This window comes from Pseudomonas juntendi (assembly GCF_009932375.1).
GTDB classification, from domain to species: Bacteria; Pseudomonadota; Gammaproteobacteria; order Pseudomonadales; family Pseudomonadaceae; genus Aquipseudomonas; species Aquipseudomonas juntendi.
In genome coordinates, this window is the sequence record NZ_BLJG01000097.1 from 1 (window position 1) to 13,041 (window position 13,041).

At 63.0% G+C, this 13,041-nt stretch carries 11 protein-coding genes and 5 tRNA genes; 11 read left to right on the forward strand and 5 right to left on the reverse strand.

The window, feature by feature from the left end:
* The first annotated feature begins 325 nt into the window (after window positions 1-325).
* A complete protein-coding gene (locus tag GYA94_RS13775; RefSeq protein ID WP_029888096.1) occupies window positions 326-2,005 on the forward strand; it encodes a DEAD/DEAH box helicase in 1,680 nt (559 codons plus the stop codon).
* Between the two features lie 87 nt (window positions 2,006-2,092).
* On the opposite strand, the gene GYA94_RS13780 is transcribed toward GYA94_RS13775, so the two are convergent.
* On the reverse strand, window positions 2,093-2,860 hold the full coding sequence (locus GYA94_RS13780) for a DODA-type extradiol aromatic ring-opening family dioxygenase (protein ID WP_161892506.1): 768 nt from the start codon (window positions 2,858-2,860) through the stop codon (window positions 2,093-2,095).
* Window positions 2,861-2,961: 101 nt separating this feature from the next.
* Here GYA94_RS13780 and GYA94_RS13785 point away from each other — a divergent pair, with 101 nt between their 5' ends.
* Window positions 2,962-3,615 (forward strand): thiopurine S-methyltransferase, encoded by a 654-nt coding sequence (locus tag GYA94_RS13785; RefSeq protein WP_161892507.1) that lies wholly within the window; start codon window positions 2,962-2,964, stop codon window positions 3,613-3,615.
* A 67-nt stretch (window positions 3,616-3,682) separates the two neighbouring features.
* Here GYA94_RS13785 and htpX read toward each other — a convergent pair whose 3' ends face one another.
* Both htpX and GYA94_RS13795 read right to left on the reverse strand, forming a co-directional pair.
* A complete protein-coding gene (gene htpX, locus GYA94_RS13790) occupies window positions 3,683-4,570 on the reverse strand; it encodes a protease HtpX (RefSeq protein ID WP_047150248.1) in 888 nt (295 codons plus the stop codon).
* Between the two features lie 479 nt (window positions 4,571-5,049).
* A complete protein-coding gene (locus GYA94_RS13795) occupies window positions 5,050-6,261 on the reverse strand; it encodes a pyridoxal phosphate-dependent aminotransferase (RefSeq protein WP_009682838.1) in 1,212 nt (403 codons plus the stop codon).
* Between the two features lie 167 nt (window positions 6,262-6,428).
* Here GYA94_RS13795 and msrB point away from each other — a divergent pair, with 167 nt between their 5' ends.
* Complete coding sequence (gene msrB / locus GYA94_RS13800; RefSeq protein WP_009682839.1) at window positions 6,429-6,824, forward strand: peptide-methionine (R)-S-oxide reductase MsrB; 396 nt, start codon at window positions 6,429-6,431, stop codon at window positions 6,822-6,824.
* 13 nt (window positions 6,825-6,837) lie between these two features.
* Window positions 6,838-7,326, forward strand: a complete 489-nt coding sequence (locus GYA94_RS13805) for a glutathione peroxidase (RefSeq protein ID WP_009682840.1) — start codon at window positions 6,838-6,840, stop codon at window positions 7,324-7,326.
* Here the strand turns inward: GYA94_RS13805 and GYA94_RS13810 are convergent.
* Complete coding sequence (locus GYA94_RS13810) at window positions 7,316-9,673, reverse strand: hybrid sensor histidine kinase/response regulator (RefSeq protein WP_110679717.1); 2,358 nt, start codon at window positions 9,671-9,673, stop codon at window positions 7,316-7,318. The genes GYA94_RS13805 and GYA94_RS13810 overlap by 11 nt on opposite strands.
* A gap of 176 nt (window positions 9,674-9,849) precedes the next feature.
* Between GYA94_RS13810 and GYA94_RS13815 the strand changes: the two genes are divergently transcribed.
* Window positions 9,850-10,737 carry an ATP-binding protein gene (locus GYA94_RS13815; RefSeq protein WP_110679718.1) on the forward strand — a complete coding sequence of 296 codons (888 nt, stop codon included), beginning with the start codon at window positions 9,850-9,852 and terminating at the stop codon, window positions 10,735-10,737.
* A complete protein-coding gene (locus tag GYA94_RS13820; RefSeq protein ID WP_110679719.1) occupies window positions 10,738-11,220 on the forward strand; it encodes a free L-methionine (R)-S-oxide reductase MsrC in 483 nt (160 codons plus the stop codon). It begins immediately after the preceding gene.
* Window positions 11,221-11,358: 138 nt separating this feature from the next.
* Here GYA94_RS13820 and GYA94_RS13825 read toward each other — a convergent pair whose 3' ends face one another.
* A complete protein-coding gene (locus GYA94_RS13825) occupies window positions 11,359-12,126 on the reverse strand; it encodes a hypothetical protein (RefSeq protein ID WP_110679720.1) in 768 nt (255 codons plus the stop codon).
* A gap of 267 nt (window positions 12,127-12,393) precedes the next feature.
* Between GYA94_RS13825 and GYA94_RS13830 the strand changes: the two genes are divergently transcribed.
* From GYA94_RS13830 to GYA94_RS13850, 5 genes are all read left to right on the forward strand, one after another.
* A tRNA-Glu gene (locus GYA94_RS13830) sits at window positions 12,394-12,469 on the forward strand.
* 4 nt (window positions 12,470-12,473) lie between these two features.
* Window positions 12,474-12,549 (forward strand) — tRNA-Gly (locus GYA94_RS13835).
* Window positions 12,550-12,640: 91 nt separating this feature from the next.
* Window positions 12,641-12,716 (forward strand) — tRNA-Glu (locus tag GYA94_RS13840).
* 3 nt (window positions 12,717-12,719) lie between these two features.
* Window positions 12,720-12,795 (forward strand) — tRNA-Gly (locus tag GYA94_RS13845).
* Window positions 12,796-12,846: 51 nt separating this feature from the next.
* Window positions 12,847-12,922 (forward strand) — tRNA-Gly (locus tag GYA94_RS13850).
* Window positions 12,923-13,041: the final 119 nt, after the last annotated feature.

A 13,041-nucleotide genomic window follows, 5' to 3' on the forward strand; every position in this document is an offset into this window, starting at 1 on the left:
GCCCCTTTCGCGACACAAGTCCGCTCCTACGGGGATCGTGGCAGCGTCAGGGATTATCGTTTCAGCCCCTGAAAATATTCCTCACCTAACCGTACATTTCAGGTATAGTACGCGCCGGTCTTTTAGCGGACCTCAAAATCAGGTGGTGCAAATCCTCCGAGTCCAGCTTCGGCTGCACGTCCGCTAGGCGGACCTTCCCAAGTTTTCTTTTTCAATCGTTTTCGCAAATCCCCGCCGCCAAAGCTGCCTGGGTGACCTGACGGTCTTTCAAGGCATGTGCAGCTTTGGAGCATGGGTCTTTGCGGATGCACCTAGAGGCAGACCCATGACCCAGGAAACCGGCGGCTTCGCCGCTCTCGATCTCAACCCGAATATCGTTGCTGCCGTAGTGGCTACCGGCTATGAAGAGCCGTCCGCCATTCAGCAGCAATCTATCCCGATCATCCTCGCCGGTCATGACATGATCGGCCAGGCGCAGACTGGCACCGGCAAGACCGCTGCCTTCGCCCTGCCGATCCTCAACAAGATCGATGTGAGCAAGCGCGAACCGCAAGCCCTGATCCTGGCGCCAACCCGTGAGTTGGCGCTGCAAGTTGCTACCGCTTTCGAAACCTACGCCAAGCAGATGCCAGGCGTGAACGTGGTTGCTGTGTACGGTGGTGCCCCAATGGGCCCACAGCTGCGCGCCATCCGCAACGGCGCGCAAATCGTCGTCGCCACCCCGGGCCGTCTGTGCGACCACCTGCGTCGCGACGAAAAAGTCCTGTCGACCGTGCAGTACCTGGTACTGGACGAAGCCGACGAGATGCTCAAGCTGGGCTTCATGGACGACCTCGAAGTGATCTTCGACGCCATCCCTGCTACCCGCCAGACCGTGCTGTTCTCCGCCACCCTGCCATCGTCGATCCGTTCGATCGCCGAGCGCCACCTGCGCGAACCCAAGCACGTCAAGATCCAGAGCAAGACCCAGACCGTTACCGCGATCGATCAGGCCCACCTGATGGTCCACGCCGACCAGAAGATCCCGGCTGTACTGCGTCTGCTGGAAGTGGAAGAGTTCGACGCGCTGATCGCCTTCGTGCGCACCAAGCAAGCCACCCTGGACCTGGCCGCCGCGCTGGAAGCCAAGGGCTACAAGGCTGCTGCGCTGAACGGCGACATCGCCCAGAACCAGCGTGAGCGCGTGATCGACTCGCTCAAGGATGGCCGCCTGGACATCGTTGTCGCCACCGACGTGGCGGCCCGTGGCCTGGACGTACCGCGCATCACTCACGTATTCAACGTTGACATGCCGTACGACCCGGAGTCCTACGTGCACCGTATCGGCCGTACCGGCCGTGCCGGTCGCGAAGGCCGTGCGCTGCTGCTGGTCACGCCACGTGAGCGCCGCATGCTGCAGGTGATCGAGCGTGTAACCGGGCAGAAGGTTGCCGAAGCGCGCCTGCCGAACGCCCAAGCGGTGCTCGATGCGCGCATCAAGAAGCTGACCAACAGCCTGGCGCCACTGGTTGCCGAGGCTGAAGCCACCCATGGTGACCTGTTCGACCGCCTGACCAACGACCTGGGTTGCAGCGCCCGTGCCCTGGCCTCGGCCCTGCTGCGCAAGGCCACCAACGGCCAGGCGCTGGACTTGGCGGCGGTAGAGCGTGAGCAGCCGCTGGTGCCGAGCTTCGCCCCGCGTGGTGAGCGTACCGAGCGTGGTGAGCGCAGCGAGCGCCCTGACCGCGGCGACCGCGAGCGTCGCGCGCCGCTGCCGTTGGCCGAAGGCCGCGTGCGTTGCCGTACCGCGCTGGGTGCCCGTGACGGCATCGCCGCTAAAAACCTGCTGGGCGCGATCCTCAACGAGGGTGGCCTGGCGCGTGACGCGATCGGTCGTATCCAGGTGCGCGACAGCTTCAGCCTGGTCGAGCTGCCGGAAGATGGCCTCGAGAAGCTGCTGTCCAAGCTCAAGGACACCCGCGTGGCCGGCAAGCAGCTGAAGCTGCGCCGCTACCGCGAGGATTGATCCTGGCGCAATGAAAAATCCCCGGCCTTGGCTGGGGATTTTTTTGCCTGTGCCATGGTGGGGTTGCGCGGCAGCCCCCGGCAATCGTCAGTCGAACCGGTAGATGTCCATCCCCAGCGCCCCCAAGGTAAAGCCTTGGTGCACAACGCCAAACTGCCCCCCCGCACCAAGGGCAAAAAACAGCGGCAACAAATGCTCATCGCTCGGGTGGTTGCGCACTGCAAACGGCGCCTGTTGCCGATAAGCCAGCAACCCCTCCCGGTCATCAGCCCGCAGTTTTTCCACTACCCAATCTCGAAACGCCAACGCCCACGGCTCGATCACGTCGGGCCCGGCATGCCAGTCCAGCTCGCCAAGGTTATGGGTAATGCTGCCCGAACCCACCAGCAGCACGCCCTCCTGGCGTAGCCCCGCCAGGGCCTGGCCAACCTTCACTTGCAGCGCCGGGCCCATCTGGGTGGGCAGCGAAACCTGCACCACCGGGATGCTCGCATCGGGATACATCAACGACAACGGCACCCAGGCGCCATGGTCGAACGGCCGCTGCGGGTCGAGGCGCGCGGCCAGCCCGGCGCCTTGCAACAGCTCGCCGACCCGGTCGGCGAGGGCAGGGTCACCGGGCGCAGGGTACTGCACCGCATACAAGGCCGGTGGGAAGCCGTAGAAGTCATGCCAGGTTTCTGGGTGTGCGCCACCGGTGATCAGCAGCTCGCGGCTTTCCCAGTGCGCCGACACCAGCACAATGGCTTGCGGCCGCGGCAGTGCGTTGGCGAGCCCTGCCAGCGCCGGGCCGCTGGCGCCGGGTTGCAGGGCAAGCATGGGGGAGCCGTGGGAAATGAACAGGCTGGGCAGCATGGCGGGGTCCTGAAGGTTAAGATGCACTCATCTTCGATCAACTAAAGATCGAAATCCAAACCAACTTTTACTGGCGAACCATCTAAAAATCGGGAGTGTTCATGGAACCAGCGTTCTGGCAGCAACGGTGGGCCGACAACCAGATCGGCTTCCACCAGGCGCAGGTGAACCCGTATCTGCAGCGGTACTGGCCAACATTGCAGCAGGTGCCCGGCAGCCGCGTGCTGGTGCCACTGTGCGGCAAAAGCCTCGATCTGGCCTGGTTGGCCGGGCAGGGGCACCGGGTATTGGGCGTGGAGCTTTCGCGGCGGGCCGTGGAGAGTTTCTTCCGCGAGCATGGGCTTGAGGCCGAGGTGCGGCAGCGTGGCGACTTTGAAGTATGGCGCAGTGGCGACGTGGAGCTGTGGTGTGGGGACTTCTTTGCCCTGCAGGCAGAAGATGTCGGCGACTGCGCGGGCCTGTACGACCGCGCGGCGCTGATTGCCCTGCCGCCGCCCATGCGTGCGCGCTACGCGCAGGCTCTGTCGGCGTTGTTGCCAGCCGGGTGCCTTGGCTTGGTGGTGACGTTGGATTACGACCAGTCGCTGCTGGCCGGGCCGCCGTTTTCGGTGGCGGATCAGGAGCTGAGGCAGGGCTTTGCGGGCTGCCAGGTGGATGAACTGGAGCAGGCGCAGGTGCTCGGGGAAAGTCCGAAGTTTCTGCAGGCCGGGGCATCCAGTGTGTTGGAGCGGGTGTACCGGGTCTGCCGGCTCTAGCGCGGGTAAGCCTGCACAGGCAGGCACAAAAAAGGGCGACCGAAGTCGCCCTTGCTTGCCTGTTGGATCAACCGCGACGGCGCAGGGCCTCGATACGGTCTTCCAGCGGCGGGTGGCTCATCAGCAAGCCGGCCAGGCCGTGCTTGAGGCCGCCGTTGATGCCGAAGGCCTTGAGCGTGTCCGGCATGTGCACCGGCAGGCCTTGTTCCACCCGCAGGCGCTGCAGGGCGCCGATCATCGCCGAAGTGCCGGCCAGTTGTGCACCGGCTTCGTCGGCGCGGTATTCGCGGCGGCGCGAGAACCACATGACGATCATGCTGGCCAGGATGCCCAATACCAGCTCGGCAACGATGGTTGCCACGTAGTAGGCGATGCCCTGGCCTTCTTCGTTCTTGAAGATGACCTTGTCGACGAAATTACCGATGATCCGGGCGAAGAACATCACGAAGGTGTTCACCACGCCCTGAACCAGCGCCAGGGTAACCATGTCGCCGTTGGCCACGTGGCCGATTTCGTGGGCCAGTACCGCACGCACTTCGTCGGGCGAGAAACGCTCCAGCAAGCCCTGGGACACCGCTACCAAGGCGTCGTTACGGTTCCAGCCGGTGGCGAAGGCGTTCGCCTCGTAGGCCGGGAAAATGCCCACTTCAGGCATTTTGATGCCCGCTTCCCGGGACAGCTCCTCGACCGTTTGCAACAGCCACTGCTCGTGGCGGGTGCGCGGCTGGGTGATGATCTGGGTGCCGGTGGTCATCTTCGCCATCCACTTGGAGATGAACAGCGAGACGAGGGAGCCGGCGAAGCCGAACACGGCGCAGAACACCAGCAGGCTGCTGAGGTTCAAGTCGACCCCGTTGGCGGCCATGAACCCGTTGAAACCGAACAGGCTCAGGGTAATGCTTGCAACCAGCACCACCGCGAGGTTGGTGGCTACAAACAACAGAATGCGCATCATGGTTGTTACGTTCTCCTGACGGATGAATTGTCGCTTACTGCGGGGTATATAAGGGGCCTGGGGTGCCGTTTCAATCGGGGGACTATTTCAAACTGTGTACGGCGGAGTATGGCAGAGGATGACGCGTGGGCAGTGGGATAGAGCGTTGCAGGATGTAAGAAACAGGTGGCGCAGATAACCGGGCTGCTTTGCAGCCCATCGCCGGCAAGCCAGCTCCCACAGGGACCTCACAAAATTCAGGCCTGTGATAACCCTGTGGCTGGCTCCCATAAGCACTCCCCAATCCTCAGGCCTGTAGTGATCCTGTGGGAGATTCTATGGTTCCTGGCAAGGGTAGCCGGAGCATCTTCAGCGCCTGTGAGATCGAGCGCCGCCCGCGCGGCGCTCGCTCTAACAGGCGCTGCATACCTTGTGGCAAACACCTGTCAGCCCTAAGGCGATCCCTGTGGGAGCTGGCTTGCCGGCGATGAGGCCGTTACTTACTGCGAGTAAGTGCGCAGGAAATTGCCGATCCGCCCAATCGCCGCTTCCAGGTCATCGACCCGCGGCAAGGTCACCACGCGGAAGTGGTCCGGCCACGGCCAGTTGAACGCGGTACCCTGAACGATCAGCAGCTTCTCCGACAGCAGCAGGTCAAGGGCGAACTTCTCGTCATTGAGGATCGGGCACACTTTCGGGTCGATCCGCGGGAACGCATACAGCGCACCCATCGGCTTCACGCAGCTTACCCCAGGGATGTCATTCAGCAGCTCGTAGGTGCGGTTGCGCTGCTCCAGCAGGCGCCCAGGTGGCAGCACCAGGTCATTGATGCTCTGGTAACCGCCCAGCGCGGTCTGGATGGCATGCTGCGCCGGCACGTTGGCACACAGGCGCATGTTGGCCAGCATGTCGATGCCTTCGATGTAGCTTTGCGCATGGTGCTTGGGCCCGGAAATGATCAGCCAGCCAGAGCGGAAGCCCGCCACCCGGTACGACTTGGACAGGCCGTTGAAGGTCAGGCACAGCAGGTCTGGCGCCAGCGAGGCGGTGCTGATGTGCACGGCTTCGTCGTACAGGATCTTGTCGTAGATCTCGTCGGAGAACACCACCAGGTTGTGCTGGCGGGCCAGCGCCAGCATGCCCAGCAGCAACTCCCTGGAATACACCGCGCCCGTCGGGTTGTTCGGGTTGATGATCACCAGGGCCTTGGTGTTCGGGGTGATCTTGGCCTTGATGTCCTCCAGGTCGGGGAACCAGTCGGCCTGCTCGTCGCACAGGTAGTGCACCGGCTTGCCGCCGGCCAGGCTCACGGCAGCGGTCCACAGTGGGTAATCGGGTGCCGGGATCAGCACCTCGTCACCGTTGTTGAGCAACGCCTGCATCGACATCACGATCAGCTCGGAGACACCGTTGCCGAGGTAGATGTCCTCGATGGTGACGCCTTCGATCTCTTTCTGCTGGCAGTACTGCATCACCGCCTTGCGTGCACTGAACAGGCCCTTGGAGTCGCTGTAGCCCTGCGCGGTGGGCAGGTTGCGGATCACATCCTGGAGAATTTCGTCGGGCGCCTCGAAGCCGAAGGGCGCTGGGTTGCCGATGTTCAGCTTGAGGATGCGGTGGCCTTCCTCTTCCAGGCGCTTGGCGTGCTTGAGCACTGGGCCGCGAATGTCATAGCAGACATTGGCGAGCTTGTTCGATTTGCTGAACTGCATGATGGGATCCCGATTGAGAATACGCGCTACGCCCCGCCGAAAGGTTTGAAAGGGCAGGAAGCGGGTGACAGACTGAACGCCTGGCACACGAAGCCACCTAATATACGTGCCGCCCGCGCCCTGGAAAAGACGGCGTGGGGTGAAATTCAGCCTGCCGAGGTTCCTGCATGAAAAAGATCGAGAAAACCCTGGAAGAATGGCGGTCGATGCTCGACCCCGAGCAGTACCAGGTTTGCCGCCTGAAGGGCACCGAACGGCCGTTCAGCGGCAAGTACAACAGCGAGCGCCGCGACGGCATTTACCATTGCATCTGCTGCAGCCTGCCGTTGTTCGACGCCCAGACCAAGTTCGATTCCGGCTGTGGCTGGCCGAGCTTCTACGCGCCGATCGAAGACAGCGCGATGATCGAGATCCGCGACACCTCCCATGGCATGATCCGTACCGAAGTCACCTGTGCCCGCTGCGATGCGCACCTGGGCCACGTGTTCCCCGACGGCCCGCCACCGACTGGCCTGCGCTACTGCATCAACTCGGTGTGCATCGACTTGCGCCCGCGCGACTGACCGGAGCCCGACCATGGCTGGATCGATACTGGACATTCCCTGCGTGACCCTGGGCGGCGAGCACAAGACCCTCGGCGACTACCCCGGCAAGGCGTTGCTGGTGGTCAATACCGCCAGCCAGTGCGGCTTTACCCCCCAGTACAAGGGGCTGGAGCAACTGTGGCAGGCCTACCGCGGGCGTGGCCTGGTAGTGCTGGGCTTTCCGTGCAACCAGTTCGGCCAGCAGGAGCCGGGCGAGGCGCGGGAAATTGCGCAGTTCTGCGAACGCAATTTCGGCGTGAGCTTCCCGCTGTTCCGCAAGGTGGACGTCAACGGCCCCGGCACCCACCCGTTGTATGTCGAACTGAAGCAGCGTGCCCCAGGCTTGCTTGGCTCGCAGAAGGTCAAGTGGAACTTCACCAAGTTCCTGCTCGACCCGGCCAGTGGCCAGGTCACGCGTTATGCGCCTTTCACCAAGCCGCAGGCACTGGAAGCGGACATCGAGCGCCTGCTCAGCCGCTGAGCGGCACCCAGTGGTCGACCAGCGCCAGCAGCTCTTCGCGGCGGAACGGTTTGGCCAGGTAGTCGTTCATGCCCGCGGCCCGGCAGCGCTCGCGCTCTTCGGGCATGGCGTTGGCGGTGAGGGCGACGATGGGCAGGTACGGCCAGCGGCCGCTCTGGCGAATGCGCCGGCTGGCCTCGTAGCCGTCCATCACCGGCATGTTGCAGTCCATCAGCACCAGGTCGAAGGGTTGCCGTTCCAGCGCCGCCAGGGCCTCGGCGCCCTGGGTTGCCAGTTCGACCTGGCAACCGAGCTTGGCCAGCATCCCCTTGGCCACCAGCTGGTTCACCGGGTTGTCTTCTACCAACAAGATGCGCGCGCGGCCTTCGCCCTGGGTCACGGGCGGCGTGGCCAGCGGGTGTTCTGGCTCATGGCCTTGCAAGGTTCGGCGCAAGGTCTGATACAAGGCGTTGCGCGCCAGCGGGCGGGCCAGCTGGTGCAGCGGTGCCAAAGCCAGCGACTGCTCTTGGGAAAGGAAGTTGCCGTAGGCGGTAACCAGCAGGATCGGCGCTTGCAGGGCCGGGCGCAGTTCGAATAGATGGTCCACGTCATCGGTGATCAACAGGTCGAACGCGGTGGCCTGCAGGGCCATGCGGCTGTCGTGCCGCTGGTAGCTCAAGCCCCAGGCGGGCAACGCGCGCTGCAGGAGCTCGTGCAGCCCGCTGCCCGCCGCACTGAGGGCGGCCACGCGGCCTTGCAGGGGCTGTGGCGGGATGGCTTCAGTGTGCGCAGCCAGCGGCAGCTCGGCGGTGAAGCAACTGCCAAAGCCCGCTTCGGAGCTTATCTGCAGGTGCCCCTGCATGGCTTTGCACAGGTTGCGGGTCAGGGCCAGGCCAAGGCCGGTGCCGCCGTACTGGCGGGTGATGCCGGCGCCGGCCTGGGTGAAGGGCTGGAAGATGCGCACCTGGGCCTCTTCAGGGATGCCGATGCCCGTGTCACGCACTTGCAGGCGCACGCCGCCGGCAATGCGCTCAAGGCGTATATCGACGCGGCCGAAGCGGGTGAACTTCAAGGCATTGGACAGCAGGTTGCTGACGATCTGCCGCACCCGCGTGGGGTCGCCCAGCACGCTGCTGGGGAAGTCGCCGGCGATCAGGCAGGTCAGTTCCACGCTCTGTGCGGTGTTCTGCGACAGCAGGTTGGCGGTGTCTTCGACCATCGAGCCCATGTCGAAGGCAATGCGCTCCAGTTCCAGCTGGCCGGCGTCGAACTTGGACAGGTCGAGAATATCGTTCAGCAGTTCGACCAGTACCTTGCCCGAGTCGTGGGCAATCGCCAGCTGCTGGCGTTGCTCGCTGGGCAACGGGTTATCCAGCGCCAGGGCGATCATGCCGAGCATGCCGTTGAGCGGGGTGCGGATTTCGTGGCTCATGTTGGCAAGAAAGGCGGCGCGGGCCTGGGCCATGTCCAGCGCCCGCCGGCGGGCCTGTTCCAGCTCCTGGTTGGTCAGGCTCAGGCTGCTGTTGCTGGCCTTCAGCTCGTTGGTGCGTGCCGAGACGATGTCTTCCAGCTCGTTGAGGTACTGGGTCAGGCGGTTTTCCGCGGTGCGCCGCTGCTCGATTTCGGTGGCCATGCTGACGAACTGCTGGTTGGCGACTTTCACCAGCACGCCGATTTCATCAAGTTCGTGGCCGTGCGGGCATTCCAGGCGGGTTTGCCGGGGTTTGCGCGGGTCGCTGCCGCTGAGCGCACTGATCACGGTGACCAGTGGCTTGGTCAGCATCAGGTAGAACAGTGCCAGCAGCAGGCCTGTCAGCACCAGGCTGCGGGCAAAACCGTTGAGCAGGGTAATGCCGGCACGGTCGAGAAAGCGGCTGCCGAAGGCGAAGGTGTCGACGTCCAGGTACAGGGTGCCAAGGTATTCCTCGGGCATATGGGTAAGGTACAGGCTTTCACTCAACTGGCGCTGTTCGCCGAACAGGAAGTCGCTCAGCGGCCGCAGACGGTCTTGCAGGCGTGGGCGCTCGACATCGGCCAGGACCGTCTGGTTGTTGTCGATCAGCCGTGCGCGGATCACCGCCGGCGACTGTAGCAGGCCGCGGGTCAGTTCCAGGGCCAGTTCCGAGTCGATGTTGTAGGCGATACGCGAGGCCGGGTTGTGGCTGATTTGCAGCAAGGCCCGCACTTCACGGTTGATGGATGCGTCTACGCTGGCATAATCGATGCCGATCTGGATGAGACTGAGCAATGTTCCCAGGATGAAGCCGACCAGGACTGTCAACCGGGCTTGCTTGTATGACAGGCGATTGGTGAACTTGATATCCATGAGTTCCGAGCTGGTTTCCCATTCCTTGCGCTGCGCAAGCATAGCCGATCATCCCCGGCTGCTGGTGGGTCTGTCTGTTCATTTCAGTTGATCGCCAAGCGTGGGCCGCTTTGCGCCCCTTCGCGGGCCCCCAGGCCTAACACAATCCCTGTAGGAGCGGGCAAGCCCGCGAAGGGGCGCGCAGCGGCCCCAAAAAACTGAAATTGCTAGGAGTCGTCATGGACGCTCGCTTGATCGCTTTCCTGGACCGCGCCGAATCGGTACTGACGCGCCTCGAACCCCTGCTGCCGGCCCCGCGCCCGCACATCGACTGGGCCACCACCCTGGCTGCCCGCTGGCAGCGCGATGGCCGCAGCGGCTACCTGCTGCCATTGGAAGTCAGCCTGGACATCCGCCTGACCGACCTGATCGGCGTCGACAAACAGCGTGACCAGCTGGGCCGCAACACGCACCAGTTCATCAAAGGCATGCCCGCCAACCACGCCTTGCTGTGGGGTTCGCGCGGCACCGGCAAGTCGTCGCTGGTGCGTGCGCTGCTGGCCGAGCACGCCAGCGCCGGTTTGCGCCTGATCGAAATCGAACGCGACCACCTGGCCGACCTGCCGCGCGTGGTCGAGCAACTGCAGAAGCTGCCGCAGCGCTTCATCCTGTTCTGCGACGACTTGTCGTTCGAGGCCGGGGAGGGCGACTACCGGGTGCTCAAGAGCGTGCTCGATGGCTCGCTGGAGCAGGCACCGGACAATGTCCTGCTGTACGCCACTTCCAACCGCCGCCACCTGGTGCCGGAAAAGGAGAGCGACAACGAAAACTGGAAAAGGGTCGACGGCGAGCTGCACCCCAGTGAAGCGGTGGAGGACAAGATCGCGCTGTCCGACCGCTTTGGCCTGTGGCTGTCGTTCTACCCGTTCACCCAGGCGCACTTCCTTGACGTGGTCGAGCACTGGATCGGCCAGCTGGCGGCCCCGGCCGGGCTGGCCTGGCAGCGTGACGAAGCGCTGGAAATTCTCGCCGTGCGCTGGGCTACCGGCCGCGGTAACCGTAATGGCCGTTGTGCCTATCAGTTCGCTCGCTACTGGGTCGGGCTGCAATTGCTGGAGCAAAAGTAAATGATCGACCTCAATGCCAGTGGCGTCGGCCTCGACGGCTACCACCTGCTGGCGGCGCAAGTGCAGGCGCTGTTTGCCGACGAACGTGATTTCATTGCCAATGCCGCGCAGTTTTCGGCATTTCTCTACCACCAGGTAGGCGATCTGAACTGGGCGGGCTTCTACCTCAACCGTAACGGGCAACTGGTGCTGGGCCCGTTCCAGGGCCAGGTGGCGTGCGTGCGCATTCCGTTCGGCAAAGGCGTGTGCGGCGCGGCGGCTGCCACCGGCAAGACCCAGCGGGTCGAGGACGTGCATGCGTTCCCGGGGCACATTGCCTGCGACAGTGCGTCGAACAGCGAGCTGGTGATACCGCTGGTGAAGGAGGGCAGGCTGATTGGTGTGCTGGACCTGGACAGCCCGAGGCTGGCGCGATTCAGCGAGGCGGACCAGGTGGGGCTGGAGCGCCTGGCGGCTATCTTCTTGGAGCTGACTGACTGCTGATTGTTGTGTTGCCTGGGCTGGCCCTATCGCCGGCAAGCCAGCTCCCACAAGGTAACCGCAGGCTCGAAGACCTGTGCAGTAACCTGTGGGAGCTGGCTTGCCGGCGATAGGGCCATCAAATCCACAACAAATTCCGGATCAGTCGTACATCACCTTCTTCTTCCAGGTCTCGTCCTCATCGGTCTTGAGGCCCTGAGTCAGTTCGTTGTGTTCGTCCTCAGCCGGTTCCATCTGGTCCAGCACCTGGGCGTTGGCCCGGCCCAGCAGTTTCTCCAGGTACGTCAGCTGCTCTTCATACACCTTCGGCTCCGGCTGCTTGCGCAGGTACTGCACCCCCCGTTCGAATGCCAGGCGGGCTTGGCCTGGCTGGCCTTTCTGCAGGGCCTGCTGGCCGAGGTTGTTGAAGAACTCGATATGCAGCAGCACCAGGATGTGGCGGATCTCCTTGACCCAGTGCTTGGCCTCCGGCGCAGGCAGGAAGCCCTCTTGCGCGGCGCGGGTCACCTGGTTGTGCAGTGCTTCCAGCAAGAAGCGCACATCCTTGGCCTTGACCTCGGTCTGGATCGGGTTGGGCGGGTTGTTCACCGGGATCTTTTCACCCAGGGCGATCAGCCCTTCCAGTTCGGCCATGCGTGCCTTCACCTGGGCATTGTGCTTGTCCACCGCCAGCTGGCGCTGGTTGAGGTTGAGCTCCAGGCGGGTCAGCAGCAGCTTCAGCGCCGGGGTCATGAACTGGCCTGGGAAGGTCTCGGTGATTTCGCCGCAGCGGCGCAGGCGGTCGGCCAGTTCGATCTTCAGGCGGGCGCGCTCCAGCTTGCCGTTCTCGACCACATTGTTGAGGTAGCCGATCACGATCAGCAACGCGATACCCGCTACGATGAGCAGGGTGATCAGAAGTGGTGTCACCGTTAATGCCTCATTGAAGAAGAATTACAGCGTTGAGTGTAGTGAGTTTGCCTCGGAGCGAATAGCGGCACAGGCAAACCCGTTCTCTATATCGACAAGCCAGCCCGCATCTGCACCCCGACCCACCCGGAAGTCATTGATTTAAATAAATTTCTACAAAGGGGTTGACGCCTGTATCAAGCATCCATAGAATGCGCGCCACTTGCAGCGTAAAGCACACAGCGAAACGCGGCAGGGAGTGAAAGCAGGCAGCGATGCCAGCAGCGTGTCCCCTTCGTCTAGTGGCCTAGGACACCGCCCTTTCACGGCGGTAACAGGGGTTCGAGTCCCCTAGGGGACGCCAAATTGCGGGAATAGCTCAGTTGGTAGAGCACGACCTTGCCAAGGTCGGGGTCGCGAGTTCGAGTCTCGTTTCCCGCTCCAGTTTCTCCGGCAACGCCTGATGGCGGGGCAGGAAAAGAAAATCCAGGCTGAATCGTGAGGTTCTGTTCTGGTGCACTGAAAAGTGTCGTGTGTCCCCTTCGTCTAGTGGCCTAGGACACCGCCCTTTCACGGCGGTAACAGGGGTTCGAGTCCCCTAGGGGACGCCATTTGCGGGAATAGCTCAGTTGGTAGAGCACGACCTTGCCAAGGTCGGGGTCGCGAGTTCGAGTCTCGTTTCCCGCTCCAGTCTTCCAAGGCTGTGGCGTTCAGCAAAACGGTACGGTCTGCTTCAAATATGCGGGAATAGCTCAGTTGGTAGAGCACGACCTTGCCAAGGTCGGGGTCGCGAGTTCGAGTCTCGTTTCCCGCTCCAAATCAAGAATGCCACTCTTTCGAGTGGCATTCTTCGTTGTGCCTGGGTGAAAAACAGGCGCATCGCTACTGATAAAACTGTCAGTACCCCCCTCTTTGCTCCCATGCGAACCTGCTCCG

Bases quoted from the DNA above. Each gene is read 5' to 3' on its own strand.
- GYA94_RS13775 (WP_029888096.1), top strand. From the start codon at position 326: ATGACCCAGGAAACCGGCGGCTTCGCCGCTCTCGATCTCAACCCGAAT.
- GYA94_RS13780 (WP_161892506.1), bottom strand. From the start codon at position 2,860: ATGCTGCCCAGCCTGTTCATTTCCCACGGCTCCCCCATGCTTGCCCTG.
- GYA94_RS13785 (WP_161892507.1), top strand. From the start codon at position 2,962: ATGGAACCAGCGTTCTGGCAGCAACGGTGGGCCGACAACCAGATCGGC.
- htpX (WP_047150248.1), bottom strand. From the start codon at position 4,570: ATGATGCGCATTCTGTTGTTTGTAGCCACCAACCTCGCGGTGGTGCTG.
- GYA94_RS13795 (WP_009682838.1), bottom strand. From the start codon at position 6,261: ATGCAGTTCAGCAAATCGAACAAGCTCGCCAATGTCTGCTATGACATT.
- msrB (WP_009682839.1), top strand. From the start codon at position 6,429: ATGAAAAAGATCGAGAAAACCCTGGAAGAATGGCGGTCGATGCTCGAC.
- GYA94_RS13805 (WP_009682840.1), top strand. From the start codon at position 6,838: ATGGCTGGATCGATACTGGACATTCCCTGCGTGACCCTGGGCGGCGAG.
- GYA94_RS13810 (WP_110679717.1), bottom strand. From the start codon at position 9,673: ATGCTTGCGCAGCGCAAGGAATGGGAAACCAGCTCGGAACTCATGGAT.
- GYA94_RS13815 (WP_110679718.1), top strand. From the start codon at position 9,850: ATGGACGCTCGCTTGATCGCTTTCCTGGACCGCGCCGAATCGGTACTG.
- GYA94_RS13820 (WP_110679719.1), top strand. From the start codon at position 10,738: ATGATCGACCTCAATGCCAGTGGCGTCGGCCTCGACGGCTACCACCTG.